At 72.3% G+C, this 23,177-nt stretch carries 18 protein-coding genes; 13 read left to right on the forward strand and 5 right to left on the reverse strand.

The genetic code is table 11. The features are described from left to right. Positions 1-34: 34 nt before the first annotated feature. The 3 genes from BMY40_RS26405 to BMY40_RS26415 all read right to left on the reverse strand — a co-directional run bounded on the left by BMY40_RS26405 (position 35) and on the right by BMY40_RS26415 (position 2,532). Positions 35-214, reverse strand: coding sequence for a DUF6191 domain-containing protein (locus BMY40_RS26405; RefSeq protein ID WP_093663295.1), 180 nt, complete (start codon positions 212-214; stop codon positions 35-37). Then, positions 214-1,413, reverse strand: coding sequence for a PQQ-dependent sugar dehydrogenase (locus BMY40_RS26410; RefSeq protein ID WP_093663296.1), 1,200 nt, complete (start codon positions 1,411-1,413; stop codon positions 214-216). Before BMY40_RS26410 ends, BMY40_RS26405 begins: the two co-directional genes overlap by 1 nt. A gap of 120 nt (positions 1,414-1,533) precedes the next feature. Beyond that, positions 1,534-2,532, reverse strand: a complete 999-nt coding sequence (locus BMY40_RS26415; protein ID WP_093663297.1) for an aldo/keto reductase — start codon at positions 2,530-2,532, stop codon at positions 1,534-1,536. A gap of 106 nt (positions 2,533-2,638) precedes the next feature. Here BMY40_RS26415 and BMY40_RS26420 point away from each other — a divergent pair, with 106 nt between their 5' ends. The 6 genes from BMY40_RS26420 to serA all read left to right on the forward strand — a co-directional run bounded on the left by BMY40_RS26420 (position 2,639) and on the right by serA (position 12,571). Continuing rightward, entirely contained in the window at positions 2,639-3,580 is a 942-nt protein-coding gene (locus BMY40_RS26420; protein ID WP_093663298.1) for a 2-hydroxyacid dehydrogenase, read from the forward strand. Between the two features lie 375 nt (positions 3,581-3,955). Further along, a complete protein-coding gene (locus BMY40_RS26425) occupies positions 3,956-6,955 on the forward strand; it encodes a putative bifunctional diguanylate cyclase/phosphodiesterase (RefSeq protein WP_093663299.1) in 3,000 nt (999 codons plus the stop codon). A 240-nt stretch (positions 6,956-7,195) separates the two neighbouring features. Then, positions 7,196-9,049 (forward strand): acetolactate synthase large subunit, encoded by a 1,854-nt coding sequence (locus BMY40_RS26430; protein ID WP_093663312.1) that lies wholly within the window; start codon positions 7,196-7,198, stop codon positions 9,047-9,049. A gap of 29 nt (positions 9,050-9,078) precedes the next feature. After that, positions 9,079-9,603: an acetolactate synthase small subunit gene (gene ilvN / locus BMY40_RS26435; RefSeq protein ID WP_093663300.1), complete on the forward strand. Its 525-nt coding sequence runs from the start codon at positions 9,079-9,081 to the stop codon at positions 9,601-9,603. Positions 9,604-9,734: 131 nt separating this feature from the next. Continuing rightward, entirely contained in the window at positions 9,735-10,733 is a 999-nt protein-coding gene (ilvC, locus tag BMY40_RS26440; RefSeq protein WP_093663301.1) for a ketol-acid reductoisomerase, read from the forward strand. Positions 10,734-10,981: 248 nt separating this feature from the next. Continuing rightward, positions 10,982-12,571, forward strand: coding sequence for a phosphoglycerate dehydrogenase (serA, locus tag BMY40_RS26445; RefSeq protein ID WP_093663302.1), 1,590 nt, complete (start codon positions 10,982-10,984; stop codon positions 12,569-12,571). Between the two features lie 131 nt (positions 12,572-12,702). Here the strand turns inward: serA and BMY40_RS26450 are convergent, their stop codons facing one another. Then, the gene (locus BMY40_RS26450; RefSeq protein ID WP_093663313.1) at positions 12,703-13,899 is read right to left on the reverse strand and encodes a PucR family transcriptional regulator; all 1,197 of its coding nucleotides are present in this window, start codon (positions 13,897-13,899) and stop codon (positions 12,703-12,705) included. Between the two features lie 191 nt (positions 13,900-14,090). Here BMY40_RS26450 and BMY40_RS26455 point away from each other — a divergent pair, with 191 nt between their 5' ends. After that, a complete protein-coding gene (locus BMY40_RS26455) occupies positions 14,091-15,017 on the forward strand; it encodes a proline dehydrogenase family protein (protein ID WP_093663303.1) in 927 nt (308 codons plus the stop codon). Positions 15,018-15,085: 68 nt separating this feature from the next. After that, on the forward strand, positions 15,086-16,717 hold the full coding sequence (gene pruA / locus BMY40_RS26460; RefSeq protein WP_093663304.1) for an L-glutamate gamma-semialdehyde dehydrogenase: 1,632 nt from the start codon (positions 15,086-15,088) through the stop codon (positions 16,715-16,717). Between the two features lie 78 nt (positions 16,718-16,795). Here pruA and BMY40_RS26465 read toward each other — a convergent pair whose 3' ends face one another. Next, positions 16,796-17,458: a Uma2 family endonuclease gene (locus BMY40_RS26465; protein WP_093663305.1), complete on the reverse strand. Its 663-nt coding sequence runs from the start codon at positions 17,456-17,458 to the stop codon at positions 16,796-16,798. Between the two features lie 410 nt (positions 17,459-17,868). Here BMY40_RS26465 and BMY40_RS29025 point away from each other — a divergent pair, with 410 nt between their 5' ends. From BMY40_RS29025 to BMY40_RS26490, 5 genes are all read left to right on the forward strand, one after another. After that, on the forward strand, positions 17,869-18,003 hold the full coding sequence (locus BMY40_RS29025; protein ID WP_093663306.1) for a hypothetical protein: 135 nt from the start codon (positions 17,869-17,871) through the stop codon (positions 18,001-18,003). Positions 18,004-18,235: 232 nt separating this feature from the next. Then, positions 18,236-19,279 carry a 3-isopropylmalate dehydrogenase gene (locus BMY40_RS26475; protein ID WP_093663307.1) on the forward strand — a complete coding sequence of 348 codons (1,044 nt, stop codon included), beginning with the start codon at positions 18,236-18,238 and terminating at the stop codon, positions 19,277-19,279. A gap of 233 nt (positions 19,280-19,512) precedes the next feature. Then, positions 19,513-20,616 carry a branched-chain amino acid aminotransferase gene (locus BMY40_RS26480; RefSeq protein ID WP_093663314.1) on the forward strand — a complete coding sequence of 368 codons (1,104 nt, stop codon included), beginning with the start codon at positions 19,513-19,515 and terminating at the stop codon, positions 20,614-20,616. A gap of 386 nt (positions 20,617-21,002) precedes the next feature. Further along, entirely contained in the window at positions 21,003-22,646 is a 1,644-nt protein-coding gene (gene cimA / locus BMY40_RS26485) for a citramalate synthase (RefSeq protein WP_093663308.1), read from the forward strand. A 210-nt stretch (positions 22,647-22,856) separates the two neighbouring features. Continuing rightward, the coding region (locus BMY40_RS26490; protein WP_281250803.1) for a carboxyl transferase domain-containing protein at positions 22,857-23,177 on the forward strand (321 nt) is incomplete at its 3' end.

Genomic DNA, 23,177 nt, shown 5'->3' on the forward strand with positions numbered 1-23,177 from the left:
GGGCCGTCCGGCGTGTCCGGGGCCGGTGTCCGGGTCAGGCCGACTTCGGTGCGGAACCGCGGGTCCTGATCAGGACGTGCCCGGAGGAGAGGTCGATCGGGCCGCGCCCCGGATCGTGGCTGCCCTCCTCCACCCGGGTGTTCTCCAGCCGCCTGCGCTCGTCGTCGGCGTGGCGGCGCCCGGGGCTGAACAGCTCCTCGATCAGGTTGAACATCAACTGACCTCCAGCTTCAGGATGCGGTCGTCGTCCTCGGCGGGCGTACCGCGCGAGTCGGTCTCACTGGTCACCAGCCACAGCCCGTCGCCGCCGTCGGAGACGACCGTCCGCAACCGCCCGTACTCACCTTCCAGGAAGGCCTGTGGCTCCGCCACCTTTTTCGCGCCATCCAAGGGAACGCGCCACAGCCGCTCCCCCCGCAGCGACGCCATCCACACCGATCCCTCGGCGACGGCGATGCCGCTGGGGGAGGCGTCGGCGGGCCTCCACTGCGCCACGGGGTCGACGAAGCCCTCCTCGCCGGCCTCGCCCTCCACCTCGGGCCAGCCGTAGTTGCCGCCGGGCCGGATCAGGTTGAGCTCGTCCCAGGTGTTCTGGCCGAACTCCGCCGCCCACAGCCGCCCTTCCGCGTCCCAGGCCAGCCCCTGGACGTTGCGGTGGCCCCAGGAGTAGACGACCGAGTCCGCCTCGGGGTTGCCGCGGCCGGGAGGTTCGCCCTCCGGCGTCATGCGCAGGATCTTGCCGCCGAGGGACTCCCTGTCCTGGGCGAGGCTCCGGTCGCCGGAGTCGCCGGTGCCCACGTAGAGCATCCGGTCCGGGCCGAAGGCGATCCGGCCGCCGTTGTGGACCATCCCCTTGGGGATGCCGCGCAGGACCGTGCTGGGCGCGCCGAGCCGGTTGCCCTCCTCCTTGCCGGCGTCGTAGAGCATGCGCACGACCCGGTTGTCGGAGGCGCTGGTGAAGTACGCGTAGACGTAGCGGTCCTCGGCGAAGTCGGGTGACACGGCGATGCCCAGCAGGCCGCCCTCGCCGCCCGGCTCGACCCCGGGCACCGAGCCCAGCTCGGTGGCCTTCCCGTCCTCCGGGTCGATCAGCGAGATCGTGCCCTCGTCCCGGGAGGAGACCAGCAGGCCGCCGTCGGGCAGCGGAGCGAGCCCCCAGGGGGAGTCCAGGTTCTCCGCCACGGTGCCGGTGACCTCGACCGAACCCTCGGCGGGCGCTGCGGAGGAGCCGGGGGAGCGGGACTCGCCGGGGGAGGGGGAGGAGGTGGCGCCGGTGCGGTCCGGGGCAGCGTCACCGGATCCGCCGTCCGAGCAGCCCGCCGCGAGCAGGGCGAGCCCGGCGAGGGCGGCGGCGGCCTTGCGCAGCGGCGGTCGCGGGTGCGGACGTACGGGCAGGGGACGGCTTCGCAGCATCGGTGCGCCTTTCGACTACGGGCAGCTCTCGGCCGGCGGTGCGCGGTCCGGTCGTGCGCGGTGTGCGCTGCCGGCCCGTACACCCGACCGTACGACGGAAAGGCGCCGGGTGTGCCCGTCTCAGTCCCACGACCCCTGCGCGGGGGGCAGCGCCGCTATCTCCGCCAGGTCCCGCGCGGTCAGCTCCAGACGCGCCGCCGCCGCGTTCTCCACCGCCCAGCGCTCCTTCTTGGCGCCCGGCACCGGTACCACGTGCCGCCCCTGGGCCAGCAGCCAGGCCAGGGCCACCTGCGCCGGGGTGGCGTCGCCGTGCCGGGCGGCGACGCGCCGCAGCCCGGCGACGATCGGCTGGTTGGCGGCCATCATCTCGGCCGTGAACCGCGGATGCCGGGCGCGTACGTCGTCGCGCTCGAAGCCGCCGCCCGGAGTGAGGGTGCCGGTCAGGAAGCCGCTGCCCAGCGGCATCGCCGCCAGGAGGCCGATCCCGCGCGCCTCGCACCACGGCAGCAGCGAGACCAGGGCCTCGGGGGACCACACCGACAGCTCGGCCTCCACACAGCCGACCGGGAAGACCTGCTGGATCCGCTCCAGCTGCCGGATCGTTCCGGCGTACGCGGGCGCGTCCGAGCCGCGGCGCCGCTCCTGTGCGCCCACCGCGCACAGCCCCAGCGAGCGCACCTTGCCGGCCGCGACCAGTTCGGCCATCGCGCCCCAGGTCTCCTCCACCGGCACCTCGGGATCGGCGCGGTGGAGCTGGTAGAGGTCGATCACATCGGTCTGCAGCCGGCGCAGCGAGGCGTCGCAGGCGCGCTTCACGTAGCCGGGGCGCCCGTTGGCGACGATGTGCTGCTCGCCGACGAGGAGGCCGCACTTGGTGGAGACGAACACGTCCGCGCGGCGCCGCCGCAGCACCCGGCCCAGCAGCAGCTCGTTGGTGAACGGCCCGTACATGTCGGCGGTGTCCAGCAGCGTCACCCCGCTGTCCAGGGCCGCGTGCACCGTGCGCAGCGAGGACTCGCCGTCCCGCTCGGACGCGGTGTAGGCCCAGCTCATCGGCATGCAGCCGAGCCCGATGGCACCCACCTCCAGTGCCCCCGCACCGATTGTCCTGCGCTCCACCTGGACGTGCTCCCTCCTCGCCCCCGCGGGGTCGCCCCCGTAGGGCGCTCCCAACCTAACGGGTGTCTCCCGGCGTCTCCGCACAGCCTCCGGATAGCCTCTGGCCATGGCTTCCGCAGATGTCTGGCTGCCCATTCCGCCCGCCGAGATGGACGGACTGCCCGAGTCGTTCCGCTACGTCCACTGGGACGGGGAGGAGGAGTTCCCGGCGGACCCCGCGGACTGCGTCTTCTACGCCGTTCCCTATCTGAAGGGTCCGGCCGTCGCCGTACGCCCGCTGGCGCACATGCCGAACGTGCGGGTGGTGCAGACGCTCACCGCCGGCATCGACCACGTGGAGTCCGCCGTACCGCAACTGCCCCGGGGCACGCTGCTGTGCAACGCCCGAGGCGTCCACGACGCGAGCACCGCCGAACTGGCGCTCGCCCTCGCCCTCGCCTCGCTGCGCGGCATCCCCTCCTTCGTCCGCGCCCAGGACGCCGGCCGGTGGAGGCAGGCCTTCAGGCCCTCCCTCGCCGACCGGACGGCGCTGATCGTCGGCTACGGCTCCATCGGGGCCGCCGTCGAGGACCGCCTGGTGCCCTTCGAACCGGAGGCGGTCCACCGGGTGGCCCGTACCGCCCGCACCGCTCCGCGCGGTCCGGTGCACACCCTCGCCGACCTGCCACGGCTGCTGCCCGGGGCCGACGTGGTCTTCCTGACCACCCCGCTCACCGACGCCACCCGCCGTCTGGTCGACGCGGACTTCCTGTCCCGTATGAAGGACGGAGCGCTGCTGGTGAACGTCGCACGCGGCGCCGTCGTGGACACCGGCGCGCTGCTGGCGGAGCTGGAGTCCGGGCGGCTGAGGGCGGCGCTCGACGTCACCGACCCCGAGCCGCTGCCCGGCGACCACCCGTTGTGGAAGGCGCCCGGCACCCTGATCACGCCGCACGTGGGGGGCCCGACGTCCGCGTTCATGCCGCGCGCCAAGCGGCTGCTCCGTGCCCAGTTGCGGCGTTTCGCGGCCGGGGAGGAACCGGAGAACGTCGTCGCCGCGGCCGGGTGACGGGCCGTCCGGGGCCTTCCGCCGCCCGGCCGACTGACCGGCCGGGCGGCGGAGGGCCCGGGAAGGGAACGGGGGCGTGAGTCGGGTGGTGTAGGCGCGGAGGACCGCCCACGCCATCGCCCGCACGCTCCGGATACGGGTGGCTGCGGATTGTATAGGCAATTCGTTCATCCGTCATGCTGTGTAGAAGAGCTATGTCCCTGAGTGACTGACCTGGTGTATCGTCCGATCCGGGGGTGTACCAGACCAGTGAGGGGGGACGGGCGACATGCACGGCCACCGGACGAACCACCGGACACACGAACGGTGTTGGACACGGCCCCGGCCCGCGGGGCCCGGGCCGGGAGAGGACCTGCCGCACCCGGAGGCGGCGCGATGAGCGCCCGGGGGGCGGAACAGCCGCGCTTCCCGCGGCTGCCCCGCACGGCCCGCCCGCACGGCGGGGCGGGCGCCGGGGAGCGGCGGGCGTTCCCGCGACTGGTGCTGGCCGCCGTGTGCGGGGCGTACGCGGTGGGCGCGGCGCTGGGCTGGGGATCGCCGGCGGTGGCGCTGTTCATGGGCGACTTCGGGCTGAGCGCCGCGGCCTTCACGGCCGCGGGATCGTGTGTGCACTACGCCCGCACCCACCCGGACACGCCGTTCCGGCCCGCCTGGACGCTGTTCGGGATCTCCTCGGCCATGGCCGGGCTCGGCAACGGGATCTGGGGCTGGTACGAGGTCGTGCTGGGCGTGCCCGTGCCCAGCCCCTCGGCGGCGGACTTCTGCTTCCTGCTGTTCGCGCCCCCGGCCATCGTCGGACTGCTGGTCCTCGCCAAACGGCCGGTCACCCGGGCGGGCTGGACGCGCCTGGTCCTGGACACCTGGCTGGTCGGCGGCTCGCTGCTCACCCTCTCCTGGAGCCTGGCGCTGGACCACCCCTCGTACTGGCGGGGCGAGTCCCTCTCCCTGGTGGCCCTCTCGCTGGCCTACCCCCTGATGGACATCGTGCTGATCAGCATGGTCCTCGCACTCCACTTCCGCCGCTCGTCCGCCCACCGGTCCGCGGTCAACACCGTCATCGGGGCCCTCGCCCTCACCGTGCTCTGCGACGCCCTGTTCACCTCGCCCCTGCTGCGGGAGAACTACTCCTCCGGCCAGATCCTCGACGCGGGCTGGTTCGCCGGCTCGCTGCTGCTCGCGTACGCCCCCTGGGTCGGCGCCCGGGAGGGGAGCGGCAGCCGGCACGCGCCCCTGCGCCCGGCCGCCCGCCCGCCCGCGCCGGTGAACGGAGCGGTGGCCGGATCGCTGGCCGCTCTCGCGCCGTACCTGGCGGCCGCCGTCTGCACCCTGGGGATCCTCTACAACGTCCGCGGCGGCGGGGCCATCGACCCGGTGGTGCTGCTCACCGGCTGCACCGTCGTCCTGGCCCTGGTGCTCCGGCAGGGCATCATGCTGATGGAGAACATCCGCCTCACCCAGGAACTGGCCCAGAAGGAGAACCACTTCAGGTCACTGGTGCAGGGGTCCAGCGACGTCATCATGATCGCCTCGCCGGCCGGGATGCTGCGCTACGTCTCCCCGGCCGCCGCCGGCGTCTACGGCCGGGAGCCGGACAAGCTGGTCGGCTCCGAACTGGCCTCCCTCATCCACCCCGAGGACCTCGGCCGGGTCCTGCACGAGTTGCGCCGCTTCCTGGCCACCCCGCCCCGGGAGGAGCCCTCCACCCGCATCGAGTGCCGCATCCGGCACGCCTCGGGCCGCTGGCTCAACGTGGAGTCCACGGTCAACCGCTACCAGGGCGGCCTGATCTTCAACAGCCGCGACGTGACCGAACGGGTGCGGCTCCAGGCGCAGCTCCAGCACAACGCCTCCCACGACCCGCTGACCGACCTGCCCAACCGCTCGCTGTTCACCGAGCGCGTCCGCCGGGCGCTCGGCGGCCGGCGCCGGGGCGACGCCGGGGCGGGCCACACGGCGGTGCTCTACATCGACCTCGACGGCTTCAAGGCCGTCAACGACACCATCGGACACCAGGCGGGGGACGAACTGCTGGTCCAGGCGGCCCGCCGGCTGCGGGAGGCCGTACGCGCGGGGGACACCGCGGCCCGGCTCGGCGGCGACGAGTTCGCCGCGCTCATCGTCGGCGACGGGAAGTGCGACCGGGCAGAGCGCGAGTACCGCGTCCTGGAGATCGCCGAGCGGCTGCGCACCACCCTCTCCCGGCCCTACCGGGTCGAGGGCGGCGAGGCGCGGGTCGCCGCCTCCATCGGAGTGGCCTTCGCCGAGCCCGGAGTGACCCCGGCCGTGCTGATGCGCCACGCCGACCTGGCGATGTACCGCGCCAAGCAGGCGGGCAAGAACCGGGTCGAGCTGTACGCCTCGCAGCCGCAGGCCGAGGCCGTCCGCCGGGCGGAGCTGACCACCGACCGGCTGCGCGGAGTGCTGGCCGAGAGCGAGTTCGCGCTGCTCCACCAGCCCGTGGTCGAACTCTCCAGCGGAAAGATCACCTCGGTCGCGGCCCAGGCCCGCAGGCGCTCCGCCCGGGGCGTGCTGTTCCCGCCGGGCGGGCCCCAGCCCGCCCCCCAGGCCCAGCCCGCGCCGCCGGGGCAGTACGGCCCGCAGCCCCCGCACGTCCCCGCCGCTGACTCCCGCGGTGACGGCGGCGCGGACGCGGGCCGCTGGCTGCTGCGCAGGGCCGTCGAGCAGGCCGCCGAACGGCACCACGCGGGCTACTGCGTACCGGTGTCCGTACGGCTGGACGCGCGCCGCCTCACCGACCGCTCCACGACCCCGGCCACCGTCGAGGCGCTGCTGTCCCGGCACGGACTGCCGCCCGACGCCCTCGTCGTCGAACTGGCCGACACCGACCCCCGCGTCTCCCTGGACGAACTGGAGCTGTGGGTCACCGCGCTGCGGCGGATCGGGGTCGGCATCACCCTGGACGGCTTCGGCGGCGCCCACTCCGGCCTCGCCGCGCTCCGCAGGCTCCCCGCCGACACGCTCAGGCTGGACCGCGCCCTGGTCGACGGCGTGCTGGACTCCCCCCGGGTGCGGAAAATCACCACCGGGCTGCTGCGGATCGCCGACGACCTCGGGATGCTCTCCGTCGCCGACGGCGTGGACCTGCCCGAGCAGGCCGCGGCGCTGCGCGCCCTGGGCTGCACCCACGCCCAGGGGGCCGCCTTCTCCAAACCCCTGGACGAGCACCGGCTCAGGCGCGCACTGGCCCGCGGGAGCTACCCCGTCGCCGGCGAGGAGCAGCATCTCTCGGGGGTCGGCCGCTCGGTGGTGGTCGCCGGTTCGCTGCCCGCGCGCAGGAGCGGACCGGCCGTGCACGGCCCGGTGGCGCATCCCCCATTGCGCTCAAATAGTGAGACGTCCGTCCCACCCACTTGACACCTCAGGCACCGCGGGAGGAAGGTCAGTGCCATGCGCACCCGAATTCTCGTACTTGGAAAGCGCGTCGACTGACACAGGGCACGCCCGCCCTGTGGACGACATCGACGCGCTCCCCTCGCTTGCCTGACGGCACGAGGGGTTTTTTGTTGCACCGGTGCCAGCGGCACTCGAGCGCGACCCACCCACAGCCACCTACAACGAGCGTCAAACCCTCAACTCTCCGAGAAGAGACAAGTGATGACCGAGCAGGCCACCGGGGCCCCCCGCCCGCAGCCGCGGGCCCGTACCGGCGGAGCGCAGCCGCAGCCCGCCACCGTCGAGCACGTCACGGGAGCCCAGTCCCTCATCCGTTCTCTCGAGGAAGTCGGCGCCGACACGGTATTCGGCATTCCGGGGGGCGCCATCCTGCCCGCCTACGACCCGATGATGGACTCCTCCCGGGTGCGCCACGTCCTGGTCCGCCACGAGCAGGGCGCGGGCCACGCCGCCACCGGCTACGCCCAGGCCACCGGCAAGGTCGGCGTCTGCATGGCCACCTCCGGCCCCGGCGCCACCAACCTGGTCACCCCGATCGCCGACGCGCACATGGACTCCGTCCCGCTGGTCGCGATCACCGGCCAGGTGGCCTCCAAGGCGATCGGCACCGACGCCTTCCAGGAAGCCGACATCTGCGGCATCACCATGCCGGTCACCAAGCACAACTACCTGGTCACCGACCCGGCGGACATCCCGCGGGTGATCGCCGAGGCGTTCCACATCGCCTCCACCGGCCGGCCGGGCCCGGTCCTGGTGGACATCGCCAAGGACGCCCTCCAGGCGCGGACGACCTTCTCCTGGCCCCCCGCCACGGACCTGCCCGGCTACCGCCCGGTGACCAAGCCGCACGCCAAGCAGATCCGCGAGGCCGCCCGGCTGATCACCGAGGCCGCCCGCCCGGTGCTGTACGTGGGCGGCGGCGTCCTGAAGGCCGGGGCCACCACCGAGCTGAAGGTGCTGGCCGAGCTGACCGGCGCCCCCGTGACCACCACCCTGATGGCGCTGGGCGCCTTCCCCGACAGCCATCCGCAGCACCTGGGCATGCCCGGCATGCACGGCACCGTCGCGGCCGTCACCGCCCTGCAGAAGGCCGACCTGATCGTCGCCCTCGGTGCCCGCTTCGACGACCGCGTCACGGGCAGACTGGACTCCTTCGCGCCGTACGCGAAGATCGTGCACGCCGACATCGACCCGGCCGAGATCGGCAAGAACCGCGCCGCCGACGTCCCGATCGTCGGTGACGCCCGCGAGGTCATCGCCGACCTGATCGTGGCCGTGCGCGCCGAGCAGGAGGCGGGCAACACCGGCGACCACACCGAGTGGTGGCAGCAGCTGAACCGCTGGCGCGAGACGTACCCGCTGGGCTACGACCACCCCGAGGACGGCTCCCTGGCCCCGCAGCAGGTCATCGAGCGCATCGGCGCACTGGCCCCCGAGGGCACGGTCTTCGCCGCCGGCGTGGGCCAGCATCAGATGTGGGCCGCCCACTTCATCAAGTACGAGAAGCCCGCCACCTGGCTCAACTCCGGCGGCCTGGGCACCATGGGCTACGCCGTCCCGGCGGCGCTGGGCGCGAAGGCCGGTGTCCCGGACCGCACCGTCTGGGCGATCGACGGCGACGGCTGCTTCCAGATGACCAACCAGGAGCTGGTGACCGCCGCGCTCAACGGCATCCCGATCAAGGTCGCCATCATCAACAACGGCGCCCTGGGAATGGTCCGCCAGTGGCAGACCCTCTTCTACAACCAGCGCTACTCCAACACCGTGCTGCACAGCGGCCCGGACGCCGTCAGCCCCGAGAACAGGGGCACCCGCGTCCCGGACTTCGTGAAGCTGGCGGAGGCCATGGGCTGCGTCGGCATCCGCTGCGAGGACCCCGCGCAGCTCGACGCGGTGATCGAGAAGGCCAACTCCATCAACGACCGCCCCGTGGTCGTGGACTTCATCGTCCACGAGGACGCCATGGTCTGGCCGATGGTCGCGGCCGGCACCTCCAACGACGAGGTCATGGCGGCGCGCGGCGTCCGCCCCGACTTCGGCGACAGCGACGACTGAGTCCTCAGAGGAACGGAGCACCCAGCCCGATGTCCAAGCACACGCTCTCCGTCCTGGTGGAGAACACCCCCGGCATCCTCGCCCGGATCGCCGCCCTGTTCTCCCGTCGCGGTTTCAACATCGACTCGCTCGCCGTCGGCGTCACCGAGCACCCCGACATCTCCCGCATCACCATCGTGGTGAACGTCGAGGACCTCCCGCTGGAGCAGGTGACCAAGCAGCTCAACAAGCTCGTCAGCGTGCTGAAGATCGTCGAACTGGAGCCGGGTTCCGCCGTCCAGCGCGAACTCGTCCTGGTGAAGGTCCGCGCCGACAACGAGACGCGCTCGCAGATCGTCGAGATCGTCCAGCTCTTCCGCGCCAAGACCGTCGACGTCTCCCCGGAGGCCGTCACCATCGAGGCGACCGGCAGCAGCGACAAGCTGGAGGCCATGCTCAAGATGCTGGAGCAGTTCGGCATCAAGGAACTGGTCCAGTCCGGCACGATCGCGATCGGCCGCGGAGCGAGGTCGATCACCGACCGTTCGCTGCGCGCGCTCGACCGGACCGCATAGCGAGACCCCAGCCCGTCCCCGCCCGCACCGGCATACGGTGGCTCAGGCGGCGGTTCCGGGGACGGGCCCCGCACCCCCGACCCGTACGGCGAGACCGCCGGTGCGGCAAGAACAACAAGGAGATATCCCAAGTGGCCGAGCTGTTCTACGACGACGACGCCGACCTGTCCATCATCCAGGGCCGCAAGGTCGCGGTCCTCGGTTACGGCAGCCAGGGCCACGCCCACGCCCTGTCCCTGCGCGACTCGGGCGTCGACGTCCGCGTCGGTCTCCCGGAGGGCTCCAAGTCCCGGGCCAAGGCCGAGGAGCAGGGGCTGCGCGTGGTCACCCCGGCGGAGGCCGCCGCCGAGGCCGACGTGATCATGGTCCTGGTGCCGGACCCGATCCAGGCCAAGGTCTACGAGGAGTCCATCGCCCCGAACCTCAAGGACGGCGACGCCCTCTTCTTCGGCCACGGCTTCAACATCCGCTTCGGCTTCATCAAGCCCCCGGCCGGCGTGGACGTCTGCATGGTCGCGCCCAAGGGACCGGGTCACCTGGTCCGCCGCCAGTTCGAGGAGGGCCGCGGCGTCCCCTGCATCGCGGCCGTCGAGCAGGACGCCACCGGCGACGCCTTCCAGCTGGCCCTGTCCTACGCCAAGGGCATCGGCGGCACCCGCGCCGGCGTCATCAAGACCACCTTCACCGAGGAGACCGAGACCGACCTGTTCGGCGAGCAGGCCGTGCTGTGCGGCGGCGCCTCGGCCCTGGTCAAGGCGGGCTTCGAGACCCTGGTCGAAGCCGGCTACCAGCCCGAGATCGCGTACTTCGAGTGCCTCCACGAGCTGAAGCTGATCGTGGACCTGATGTACGAGGGCGGCCTGGAGAAGATGCGCTGGTCGGTCTCCGAGACCGCCGAGTGGGGCGACTACGTCACCGGCCCGCGGATCATCAACGAGAACACCAAGGCCGAGATGAAGAAGGTCCTGGCCGAGATCCAGGACGGCACCTTCGCCAGGAACTGGATGGCCGAGTACAACGCCGGCCTGCCCAAGTACAACGAGTACAAGAAGGCCGACGGCGACCACCTGCTGGAGACCACCGGCCGTGAGCTGCGCAAGCTCATGAGCTGGGTCGACGACGAGAACTGAGCGGACCGCCGGGCCGGCCTGACGGCCCGGCGCCGCCCGACCCGCCCGCAGGTGGACGCCGCGGCCCGCGACGGGGCGGGGCGGCCCCGGTGATCGGCCACCGGGGCCGCCCCTCCGCCGATACACTGCACACACAAGCGCGTCACAGGCTCACAGCGTCGTGCGTCTCCACGCGGCTGCCCACCTCCACCGCCCTCGGCCGTCGGGACGCGGCCGCCGGCACGGACCAGTGAGGACTGAGGACCGAAGTGAGCAAACCCGTAGTACTCATCGCCGAAGAACTCTCCCCGGCCACGGTCGACGCCCTCGGCCCGGACTTCGAGATCCGGCACTGCAACGGAGCCGACCGGGCCGAGCTCCTGACCGCCATCGCCGACGTCGACGCGATCCTGGTGCGCAGCGCCACCAAGGTCGACGCCGAGGCCATCGCCGCGGCCCGGCGGCTGAAGGTCGTCGCCCGCGCGGGAGTCGGCCTGGACAACGTCGACGTCTCCGCCGCCACCAAGGCCGGCGTGATGGTCGTCAACGCGCCAACCTCCAACATCGTCACCGCGGCCGAGCTGGCCTGCGGCCTGCTCATCGCCACCGCCCGCAACATCCCGCAGGCCAACACCGCCCTGAAGAACGGCGAGTGGAAGCGCAGCAAGTACACCGGCGTGGAGCTGTCGGAGAAGACCCTCGGTGTCGTCGGCCTCGGCCGCATCGGCGTCCTGGTCGCCCAGCGGATGTCCGCCTTCGGCATGAGGGTCGTCGCCTACGACCCCTATGTGCAGCCCGCCCGGGCCGCGCAGATGGGAGTCAAGCTGCTCTCCCTGGACGAGCTGCTGGAGACCGCCGACTTCATCACCGTCCACCTGCCCAAGACCCCCGAGACGCTGGGGCTGATCGGCGACGAGGCGCTCCACAAGGTCAAGCCGAGCGTGCGGATCGTCAACGCCGCGCGCGGCGGCATCGTGGACGAGGCGGCGCTGCTGTCGGCCCTGAAGGAGGGCCGGGTCGCGGGCGCGGGCCTGGACGTGTACGCCACCGAGCCGTGCACCGACTCCCCGCTGTTCGCCTTCGACAACGTCGTGTGCACCCCGCACCTGGGCGCCTCCACCGGTGAGGCCCAGGAGAAGGCGGGCATCGCGGTCGCCCGCTCGGTGCGGCTGGCGCTGGCCGGCGAGCTGGTCCCGGACGCGGTCAACGTCCAGGGCGGCGTGATCGCCGAGGACGTCCGGCCCGGGCTGCCGCTGGCCGAGCGGCTGGGGCGGATCTTCACCGCGCTGGCGGGCGAGGTCGCCGTCCGGCTCGATGTCGAGGTCTACGGCGAGATCACCCAGCACGACGTCAAGGTGCTCGAACTCTCCGCGCTCAAGGGCGTCTTCGAGGACGTCGTCGACGAGACGGTCAGCTACGTCAACGCGCCGCTGTTCGCGCAGGAGCGCGGGGTGGAGGTCCGGCTGACCACCAGCTCGGAGTCCCCGGAGCACCGCAACGTGGTGACCGTGCGCGGCACCCTGGCCGACGGCCAGGAGGTCTCGGTCTCGGGCACCCTCTCCGGTCCCAAGCACGTCCAGAAGATCGTCGCCGTCGGCGAGTACGACGTCGACCTGGCGCTGGCCGAGCACATGGCCTTCCTGCGGTACGCCGACCGTCCCGGTGTGGTGGGCACCCTCGGCCGCATCCTGGGCGAGGCCGGCATCAACATCGCCGGCATGCAGGTCTCCCGCGCCGAGGAGGGCGGTGAGGCACTGGTCGCCCTCACCGTGGACGGCCCCATCCCGGCTCCGGTGATGGGTGAGATCTCCCAGGAGATCGGCGCCACCTCGGCCCGCAACGTCAACCTGGAGGACTGATCACAGGTCCCTCTCCCGGGTGAACTTCCGGGGGTGGGATCCGCAGGCCGCCACGGCCCCGGCGCGAACCTCCGCGCCGGGGCCGAGCCGTTCCGCCACACCGCAGCCGGCGCCACCGCGGCGGCGGCCCGTCAGCCCCGGAGCAGCCGCGCCGTCTTCAGCGCCATGTGCAGCAGCAGCCGGTCCTCGCCGTCGTCCAGGTCGAGACCGGTGAGCTGCTCCACCCGCGACAGCCGGTAGTACAGCGTCTGCCGGTGGACGCCCAGCAGCGCCGCGGTGCGGCCCGCCTGGCCCGCGCAGTCCAGGAACGCCTCGGCGGTACGGGCCATCTCCCGGTGGGCGGGCTCCAGCAGCGCCCGCACCGACGGGTCCGGCGCGCCGGCCGCCGACGGCGAGCCGGACGGGCGGGCGAGCAGGGCCAGCAGCCGGTACGGCCCGATCCGGTCCCACCGCGCCACCGGCCCGAACCTGCTCTCCGCCCGCGCCGCCCGCGCCGCGGCCAGCGCCTGCCGCCAGGCGCGGGGCACTCCTCCCAGGCCCGTGCAGGGCTCGCCGATCCCCGCCACCGCCCCGGCGCGCGGCGAGCGCAGCAGCCGTTCGGCGGCGGTGCGGGCCGGATCCGTACCGCCGGGGGTGCGCAGCCGCACCAGCACGGCCAGGCCCTCCGCCCTCGGCACCGCGCACATCGCGACCGCGCCGGGGATCCCGGGCGCCGCCGACCGGCCCTCCGTCTCCGCCTCGCCCTCCCACGGCACCACGGCCACCACCGCCAGCGGCCCCGCCGCCACCGGCCCCAGCTCCCCGGCCAGTTCCGCCTCCGCGAGTTCCGCGGCCGCCCGGTGCCCCGGTGCCGCGGTGAGCAGGGCGCACAGCAGTTCGCCCCGGCGCGCGCCCGCCCGGGACTCGTCGGCCAGCAGCGCACCGATGCGGCGCGCGACGGCCTGCACGTCCGCCAGCCGGGGGTCGGACAGCTCCAGCGCACCGTCGTCCAGCAGCCAGATGTAGCCCAGCACCACACCGCCGTGCCGCACCGGCACGCAGATCCGGCCCCGCAGCACACCGGCCGACGGGTCCGGCGGAATCCGTACGGGCTCCACCGCCCGGGTGATGCCGAAGCTCTCGAACCACGCCCGCACCCGGGCGGTGGAGCGGCGCTGGAGGATCGAGCGGGTGCGCACCGGGTCCATCAGGAGGGCGCCGTCCTCCTCGTCACCCTCCCCCTCGTGGGCCCCGAAGGCGATCAGCCCGAAGTCGCGGTTCTCCAGTGTCGCGGGGGTGCCGAGGAGAGCGGTCACCTCGTCGATCAGCACCTGGTAGTCCTCGCGCACCGTTTCGCGCCGCCTTTCGCACACCGCCCGCGGCACACCCGCGGACACCGCCATTGTCATACAGGTGTATGAGATCCGGGCCACGGAAGCGTGACAGCTGTCGATGGCGGGAAAGCGGAGCGATCCTTAGTTTCGACGGTGGCTCACCAGCCGCTCGAACACCGTCAGAGAACCGCCCGTGGAGGTGCCCCGTGCTGGGTCCCGTGCTCCTCGCGGCCGCGCGCAGCGACAACATCCGCCGCGTCGTGTCGGCCGCACCGGTCACCCGTCCCGTGGTGGACCGCTTCATCGCCGGAGAGCGCCTCGACCAGGCCATGGAGACCGTCCGCTCCCTGACCGGCCGGGGCCTGGAGGTCACCCTCGACCACCTGGGCGAGGACGTCACCGACCGCACCGAGGCCCTGCGCGCCCGCGACGCCTACCTGGCCCTGGCCGAGGCGCTGCGGGAGGCCGGTCTCGGGGTGCGGGCCGAGATGTCGGTGAAGCTCTCCGCCTTCGGGCAGTCCCTGCCGGACGGCGACGACATCGCCTACGAGGGCGTCCTGCGGGTCGCGGAGGCCGCCGCCGAGGCGGGCACGACCGTCACCCTGGACATGGAGGACCACACCACGGTCGACTCCACGCTGGCCATCCTGGCGAAGCTGCGCGAGCGCTTCCCCGCCACGGGCGCGGTGCTCCAGTCGTACCTGTACCGCACCGAGGACGACTGCCGCGCCCTGGCCGGCGAGGGCTCCCGGGTCCGGCTGGTCAAGGGCGCCTACAAGGAGCCCGCGTCCGTCGCCCTCCAGGACAAGCACGAGGTGGACCGGGCGTACGTCCGCTGCCTGCGGATCCTGATGGCGGGCGAGGGCTACCCGATGATCGGCTCCCACGACCCGCGGATGGTGGCCATCGCCCAGGAACTGGCCCGCCGCGCCGGCCGCAAGCCGGACGAGTACGAGTTCCAGATGCTGTACGGCATCCGCACCGCCGAGCAGGAGCGGCTGGCCGGCGCCGGCCACCGGATGCGCGTGTACGTCCCGTACGGCACCGACTGGTACGGGTACTTCATGCGGCGCCTGGCCGAGCGCCCCGCGAACCTGGCGTTCTTCCTGCGCTCGCTGGCCACCAGAGGCTGAGCGGGGCGCGACCGCGCAAGGCCCCGACGCACGACGACAGACCCGAACCCTCGAAGGAGGCACGGCTCATGGACGCTGTGACCCAGGTCCCCACGCCGGTGAACGAGCCGGTGCACACCTACGCACCCGGCACCCCGGAGCGCGCCCGTCTCGAGACCAGGCTCAGGGAGCTGGCCGAGAACCCGATCGACCTGACGATGACGATCGGCGGGAAGCGGCGGCTCGGCGGCGGTGAGCGCTTCGACGTCGTACAGCCCCACAACCACAAGGCGGTGCTGGGCACCGCCGCCCACGCCACCCGGCAGGACGCGCAGGAGGCCATCGACGCGGCGCTGGCCGCCGCCCCGATGTGGCGCTCGCTCTCCTTCGACGACCGTGCCGCGGTCTTCCTGCGGGCCGCCGAACTGCTGGCCGGTCCCTGGCGCGAGACGATGGCCGCCTCCACCATGCTCGGCCAGTCCAAGACGGCGCAGCAGGCGGAGATCGACACCCCCTGCGAGCTGATCGACTTCTGGCGCTTCAACGTCCACTACGCACGCCAGATCCTGGCCGAGCAGCCGGTCGCCAACTCCCCGGGCGTGTGGAACCGGATGGACCACCGTCCGCTGGAGGGCTTCGTCTACGCGATCACGCCCTTCAACTTCACCGCCATCGCGGGCAACCTCCCCACCGCACCGGCCCTGATGGGCAACACGGTGATCTGGAAGCCGTCCCCGACCCAGACGCACGCCGCCGTGCTGCTGATGCGCCTGCTGGAGGAAGCGGGGCTGCCGGACGGCGTCATCAACCTGCTGACCGGTGACGGCAAGGAGGTCTCGGAGGTGGCGCTGGCCCACCCCGACCTGGCCGGCATCCACTTCACCGGCTCGACGAAGACCTTCCAATACCTGTGGAAGACGGTCGGCAACAACATCGAGAACTACAAGACCTACCCGCGCCTGGTCGGCGAGACCGGCGGCAAGGACTTCGTCGTCGCCCACCCGTCGGCCGATCCGGCGGTGCTCAGGACCGCGCTGACCCGCGGCGCCTTCGAGTACCAGGGCCAGAAGTGCTCGGCCGCCTCGCGCGCCTACGTGCCGCGCTCCATCTGGGAGGGCGGTTTCAAGGAGGAGTTCACGGCCGAGGTCGAGGGCCTGACCATGGGCGACGTCACCGACCTGTCGAACTTCATGGGCGCCGTCATCGACGAGCGCGCCTTCGCCAAGAACAAGGCCGCCATCGAGCGCGCGGAGTCCGACCCGGCCTGCGAGATCGTCGCCGGCGGAAGCTGCGACGACAGCGTCGGCTACTTCGTCCGCCCGACCGTCATCACCTGCACCGACCCGGCCGGCGAGGTCTTCCGGCAGGAGTACTTCGGCCCGATCCTGGCCGTCCACGTCTACGAGGACGCGGAGTACGAGACGGTGCTGGAGCAGATGGAGTCGGTCGCCCCCTACGGCCTGACCGGCTGCGTCATCGCCCAGGACCGCGCCGCCGCCGCGCACGCCTGCGAGAAGCTGCGCTTCGCCGCCGGCAACTTCTACATCAACGACAAGCCCACCGGCGCCGTCGTCGGCCAGCAGCCCTTCGGCGGCGGCCGGGCCTCGGGCACCAACGACAAGGCGGGCTCCAAGCAGAACCTGACGCGCTGGACGTCCACCCGCTCCATCAAGGAGAACCTGATCCCGCCGACCGACTACCGCTACCCCCACATGGGCTGACCTCCCTCAGCGGCCCATGAGCGGCGCCCCCGCCCGGATCCGTCCGGACGGGGGCGCCGCCGCGCGGGACAGGCGGTGTCAGGCGTTGCGGCGCGGGCCGGTGATCGCCTCCCCGATCACGAAGCCCTTCGCCGCGCCGTCGGGGATCGCCACCTCGGTCCCGTACGGGACGCGGGTCTCGGCGGCGTAGACGGCCTCGCCGGGGGAGGGGGAGGTCAGCACGGTGACGGTGCCGTGGCCGTCGTGGTCGTCGATCAGGACGTACACCGGCACCCCCGCGCGGGCGTACGCGCGGCGCTTGTGGATGCGGTCGCGCTCGATCGCGCGGTGCCCGGGGGAGACCACCTCGACGACCATCTCCACACAGGACGCCTTCAGCCCCAGCCCGTCCTCGGTGACGTGCTCGGCGTCGTCCTCGGGGGCGACGAACAGGTCGGGGACGTAGGCCGTCAGCTCGTGGATGACGTTCATGTCGTTCCTGGCGGCGTACTCACTTTCCGCCAGGAAGAACACAAGTGCGTCCCGGAGACGGTTGACGATCTGACCGTGGCAGTGGCGGCCGGTGGGAGACACTTCGATGGACCCCTCGACGATCTCGGCGTGAAAGCCCTCGGGGAGTTCCAAGGTTTTCCACGCCTGCCACAGAGCCTCGTCCAGATCGGCACGGGGCGGGGCCTCCGGCTCCTCCTCGGTCTCGTCGACCTCGGTGACCTCGGGCGCCTCGTGCGTGAGAGCGGTCATGGCGTAGCACCTCCTCCTTGAAGTATGGGCGGGCTCTTCGTCGCGGTACAGCGCGTACGGCGGTACGGGTGCGACGTCGGTGACGCCAGAGCCCGTCCGCCCGTGCGCGCCCACAAGACCCCAACCCTCGCCCGAACGGGTGAAGTGTGCGGCGTCACAGTGACGAAACCGCAGGTCGGAGAAGGTCCCGTCTCAGATAGTAGGAAGGCCAACTAACCGGCGGGACATTACAGCTTTCAGCCCTTACTTTGGTAGGAGCCGAACGTCTCGCTCCATCAGCGAATGGCGGATGAGGCGCCGTGCCCGTCGCAGGTGACCCCTGCCGCACCGGCCGCCCCCGCCCTTACGGCGCGCTCGGGAATCCCTCCTCTTTCCACCCTCCGGTTCTTCCGTCCCCCAGGGAGTTCGCCATGGACGCGACCGCACGCCGCCGCCCCCGCCACACCGCCCGCGACCACCACGACAACGCCGACCGCCGCAACGCGGCCGCCGCTCTCCAGCGGGCGCTGGACCGCCGGGACAACGGCGGCGCCACCGGCCACTGAGGCCGGCTCCGCCGCCCGTCCGGCCCGCGCCCGCCCGGACGCGGGCCGGACGCCCCAGGCCGTAACGCCGTACGAGCCGCCGTGCGGGCCGCGCCCGGAACCGAAGGGTCCCGGCCGCGGCTCGCACGGCGGTACGGCGGCGCTCGGGCGGCGCTCGTACGGCGCCGGAGTGCTCGGTCCGCATCGCGGACAGCGCGTGTCATCTCCTGGGACGAGCGGTATGGTCCCTCCCATGTCTCGCAGCATCGACCTCGCAGTGATCCCCGGTGACGGCATCGGCCGGGAAGTCGTGGCCCAGGGCCTGAAGGTCCTGTCCGCCGTCCTTCCGCAGGACGCGAAGCTGCAGACACGGGAGTACGACCTCGGCGCGAAGCGCTGGCACGCCACCGGAGAGACCCTGCCGGACGCGGAGCTGGAGCGGCTCAAGGGGCACGACGCCATCCTGCTCGGCGCGATCGGCGACCCCTCGGTCCCCTCCGGGGTGCTGGAGCGCGGGCTGCTGCTCAAGCTGCGCTTCGCCTTCGACCACTACGTCAACCTGCGCCCCTCGAAGCTCTTCCCGAACACGGCGACCCCGCTGGAGGGCCGCCCGGACATCGACTTCGTCGTCGTCCGGGAGGGCACCGAGGGCCCGTACACCGGCAACGGCGGCTCCCTGCGCACCGGCACCCCGGCCGAGGTGGCCACCGAGGTCAGCGTGAACACCGCATACGGCGTGGAGCGCGTGGTGCGGGACGCCTACGAGCGGGCGAAGGCCCGGCCGCGCAGGAAGCTCACGCTGGTCCACAAGAACAACGTCCTCGTGCACGCCGGCCACCTGTGGAAGAACATCTTCGACCGGGTCGGCGAGGAGTACCCCGAGGTCACCACCGACTACCTGCACGTGGACGCCGCGACGATCTTCTTCGTCACCCAGCCCGAGCGCTTCGACGTGATCGTCACCGACAACCTCTTCGGCGACATCCTCACCGACCTCGCCGCCGCCGTCACCGGCGGCATCGGACTGGCCGCCTCCGGGAACATCAACCCCACCGGCGCCTTCCCGTCGATGTTCGAGCCGGTCCACGGCTCCGCGCCCGACATCGCCGGCACCGGCAAGGCCGACCCCACCGCGACGATCCTGTCCGTCGCGCTGATGCTGCGGCACCTGGGCCTCGACCCCGAGGCGGCCCGCATCGAGGACGCGGTCTCGGCCGACCTCGCGGAGCGCTCCGCCGCCCGCGCCCGCACCACCGACGAGATCGGCGACGCCCTCGCGGCGCGAGTAGCCGGCTGACGCCCGGCCGTACGCTCCGTCCGGCCGGGCCGCAGGCGCTCGGCCGCTGGGCTACTCGGCGGTTGGGTGCGAACATCTACCACCAGGACCGCCCACCCGTGACCCCATGCGGTCTGCTGCCCCCGATAATCGGACATGGGGCCGCTGTACGCAGGGAAGCTCGGACGTCCTAGTACCGATCGGGGCGACGGGAGCGCGGTCCACCACGACACCCAGTGAAGGACGCGCTCACCATGACGACGCCCCGTATCGAATTCGACCTCAAGCCCTCCGCGCAGCTGTTGCCCGCCGCGGAGCGCGAGGCGGTGCTCGCCGACCCCGGCTTCGGCCGGCACTTCACCGACCACATGGTCACCATCCGGTGGACCGAGGGCCGGGGCTGGCACGACGCGCAGCTCCAGCCGTACGCCCCGTTCCAGATGGACCCGGCGAACATGACGCTGCACTACGCCCAGACGATCTTCGAGGGGCTGAAGGCGTACCGCCAGCCCGACGGCTCGGTCGCCGTCTTCCGCCCGGACGCCAACGCCCGGCGCTTCCAGCGCTCCGCGCGCCGGCTGGCGATGCCCGAGCTGCCGGTGGAGACCTTCGTCGAGGCGTGCGACCTGCTGGTGCAGCAGGACAGGGCGTGGGTGCCCGGCAAGGGCGAGCAGTCGCTGTACCTGCGTCCCTTCATGTTCGCCGCGGAGGTCGGACTCGGCGTCAAGCCCGCGAACGAGTACCTGTTCGTGGTGATCGCCTCGCCCGCGGGCGCCTACTTCCCGCGCGGCGTCAGGCCCGTCTCGGTCTGGCTGTCGCAGGAGTACGTGCGCGCCGCCCCCGGCGGCACGGGCGAGGCCAAGACCGGCGGCAACTACGCGGCCTCCCTCGTCGCCCAGGCCGAGGCCGCCGAGCACGGCTGCGACCAGGTGGTCTGGCTGGACGCCGGCGAGCGCCGCTGGATCGAGGAGATGGGCGGCATGAACCTGTACTTCGTGAAGGGGTCGGGCAGGGAAGCCACCGTCGTCACGCCCAAGCTGACCGGCACCCTGCTGCCGGGCATCACCCGCGACTCGCTGCTGACGATCGCCTCCGACCTGGGCTACCGCACCGAGGAGGCCCGCATCTCCGTCGACGACTGGCGCGAGGGCAACGCCGACGGCTCGATCACCGAGGTCTTCGCCTGCGGTACCGCCGCCGTCATCACCCCGGTCGGCGCGGTGAAGTCCGCCTCCGGGAACTGGACGGTGGGCGACGGCGAGCCGGGTGAGATCACGATGGAGCTGCGCGAGGCGCTGCTGGCGGTCCAGACCGGCCGCGCGCAGGACACGCACGGCTGGATGCACAAGCTGGCCTGAGAGTCCGGCCCGGCGGGGGTGGGAGGGCCGCGAGCGTCCCGGCCCTCCCACCCCCGCCGACTCCCTCCGCCCACCCCGCCGCCGACCGTGGCCGACCACATCGTGAGACCGTCCGATCCGCGGAGCGGATCCGTGCCAGACTGTGCCCGTGCCTCACCTCGCCATGATTATCGGCAGCAGGCGCGCCGGTCCGCAGTGACCGCCTACGCACACACCCGGTGCGGTGGCGGACACCGTGTCCCAGACCCGCGCGCAGACCTCTCGCACCCGCGAGGGGTCTTTTCGTTTTCCGGCGACACCCGGCCGGAACGAGGGCGTGAGGGATGATGGGGACAAGTAGGGCCAAGCATTCCGGACCTACATCCATCGACAGGAGCCAGACCAGCATGACCGACGCCGCGGCCTCCCGGCAGCCGGGGGACGCGTCCCCCGGCGACGCGTTCCACGTCTTCGACACCACGCTCCGCGACGGGGCACAGCGGGAGGGCATCAACCTCTCCGTCGCCGACAAGCTGACCATCGCCCGTCACCTGGACGACTTCGGTGTCGGCTTCATCGAGGGCGGATGGCCCGGTGCCAACCCCCGGGACACCGAGTTCTTCCGGCGCGCCCGTGAGGAGATCGACTTCCGCCACGCACAGCTCGTCGCGTTCGGCGCCACCCGCAGGGCGGGCGTCGCGGCGGCCGACGATCCGCAGGTGCGGGCGCTGGTCGACTCGCAGGCGCCGGTGGTCACCATCGTGGCCAAGGCACACGACCGCCACGTCGAACTGGCGCTGCGCACCACGCTGGAGGAGAACCTGGCGATGGTCCGCGACACGGTGGAGCACCTGCGGGAGCAGGGCCGGCGGGTCTTCGTCGACTGCGAGCACTTCTTCGACGGCTACCTGGCCGATCCCGAGTACGCCAAGCAGGTCGTGCGCACCGCGTACGAGGCCGGCGCCGACGTGGTCGTGCTGTGCGACACCAACGGGGGCATGCTCCCCGCCCAGGTCCAGGCCGTGGTGCGGACGGTGCGCGCCGACACCGGCGCGCGCCTGGGCATCCACGCCCAGGACGACAGCGGCTGCGCCGTCGCCAACACCCTGGCCGCCGTGGACGCCGGCGCCACCCATGTGCAGTGCACCGCCAACGGCTACGGCGAGCGCGTGGGCAACGCCAACCTCTTCTCGGTGGTCGCCGCCCTCCAGCTCAAGTACGGCATGAAGGTCCTGCCCGAGGGCGCGCTGCGCGAGATGACGCGGATCTCCCACGCCATCGCCGAGGTCGTCAACCTCACGCCCTCCACCCACCAGCCGTACGTGGGTGTCTCGGCGTTCGCCCACAAGGCCGGACTGCACGCCTCCGCCATCAAGGTGGACCCCGACCTCTACCAGCACATCGACCCCGAGCTGGTCGGCAACCGCCTGCGGATGCTGGTATCCGACATGGCCGGCCGCGCCTCCATCGAGCTCAAGGGCCAGGAGCTGGGGATCGACCTCGGCGGCGACCGCGAGCTGGTCGGCCGGATCGTGGAGCGCGTCAAGGAGCGCGAACTGCGCGGTTACAGCTACGAGGCCGCCGACGCGTCCTTCGAGCTGCTGCTGCGGGAGGAACTGCTGCGGGACGGGGCGGAGGGGCGTCCCCGGAACTTCTTCACCACCGAGTCCTGGCGCGCCATCGTGGAGAACCGCCCCGACGGGTCCCACGCCAACGAGGCGACCGTGAAGCTGTGGGCCAAGGGCGAGCGCATCGTCTCCACAGCCGAGGGGAACGGCCCAGTCAACGCCCTGGACCGGGCGCTGCGGCTGGCTCTGGAGCGGATCTACCCCGAACTCGCCCAGATGGAGCTGGTGGACTACAAGGTCCGCATCCTGGCGGGCACCCACGGCACGGAGTCCACCACACGGGTGCTGGTGTCCACCGGCGACGGCGGCGGCGAGTGGTCCACCGTCGGAGTGGCCGACAACGTCATCGCCGCCTCCTGGCAGGCCCTCGTCGACGCCTACACCTACGGTCTGCTGCGCGCCGGCGTCGAGCCCCAGGGCTGACCGGCCGTCACGACACGCCCACCCAGGTCTGAACGCCTCCCCCGGTGTGGACTGTGGGAACCCCACAGTCCACACCGGGGGAAACTGGGGATCCTCCCTGGTGTAGCGGCGTCAGGGGCACGGTTCTGTCCAGCGTGGCCATGAAACGCGGGCTGAGACTGTACGAATCCGACGACAGCGAACAGCACGGTCGTTTCGTAGGGTCTGAACATGACCGATCTGTCCCAGACGCCGCCCGCGGCGAGTGACGCCCGTGGCCGTGTGGCGGAGTTGCACGCCATCCGTGAGCAGGTCCGGCGAGGCCCGAGCGAGCGGGCCACCGAGGCTCAGCACGCCAAGGGCAAGCTGACCGCGCGTGAGCGGATCGAACTGCTGCTGGACGAGGGGTCGTTCCAGGAGGTGGAGCCGCTGCGGCGGCACCGCGCCACCGGTTTCGGCCTGGAGGACCGCAGGCCGTACACCGACGGGGTGGTCACCGGCTGGGGGACGGTCGAGGGCCGTACCGTCTTCGTCTACGCCCACGACTTCCGC

This window comes from Streptomyces radiopugnans (assembly GCF_900110735.1).
GTDB classification, from domain to species: Bacteria; Actinomycetota; Actinomycetes; order Streptomycetales; family Streptomycetaceae; genus Streptomyces; species Streptomyces radiopugnans.

Excerpts from the sequence above, each read along its gene's own strand:
- BMY40_RS26405 (WP_093663295.1), bottom strand. The coding sequence starts at position 214 with ATGTTCAACCTGATCGAGGAGCTGTTCAGCCCCGGGCGCCGCCACGCC.
- BMY40_RS26410 (WP_093663296.1), bottom strand. The coding sequence starts at position 1,413 with ATGCTGCGAAGCCGTCCCCTGCCCGTACGTCCGCACCCGCGACCGCCG.
- BMY40_RS26420 (WP_093663298.1), top strand. The coding sequence starts at position 2,639 with ATGGCTTCCGCAGATGTCTGGCTGCCCATTCCGCCCGCCGAGATGGAC.
- BMY40_RS26425 (WP_093663299.1), top strand. The coding sequence starts at position 3,956 with ATGAGCGCCCGGGGGGCGGAACAGCCGCGCTTCCCGCGGCTGCCCCGC.
- BMY40_RS26430 (WP_093663312.1), top strand. The coding sequence starts at position 7,196 with ATGACCGAGCAGGCCACCGGGGCCCCCCGCCCGCAGCCGCGGGCCCGT.
- ilvN (WP_093663300.1), top strand. The coding sequence starts at position 9,079 with ATGTCCAAGCACACGCTCTCCGTCCTGGTGGAGAACACCCCCGGCATC.
- pruA (WP_093663304.1), top strand. The coding sequence starts at position 15,086 with ATGGACGCTGTGACCCAGGTCCCCACGCCGGTGAACGAGCCGGTGCAC.
- BMY40_RS26465 (WP_093663305.1), bottom strand. The coding sequence starts at position 17,458 with ATGACCGCTCTCACGCACGAGGCGCCCGAGGTCACCGAGGTCGACGAG.
- BMY40_RS29025 (WP_093663306.1), top strand. The coding sequence starts at position 17,869 with ATGGACGCGACCGCACGCCGCCGCCCCCGCCACACCGCCCGCGACCAC.
- BMY40_RS26475 (WP_093663307.1), top strand. The coding sequence starts at position 18,236 with ATGTCTCGCAGCATCGACCTCGCAGTGATCCCCGGTGACGGCATCGGC.
- BMY40_RS26480 (WP_093663314.1), top strand. The coding sequence starts at position 19,513 with ATGACGACGCCCCGTATCGAATTCGACCTCAAGCCCTCCGCGCAGCTG.
- cimA (WP_093663308.1), top strand. The coding sequence starts at position 21,003 with ATGACCGACGCCGCGGCCTCCCGGCAGCCGGGGGACGCGTCCCCCGGC.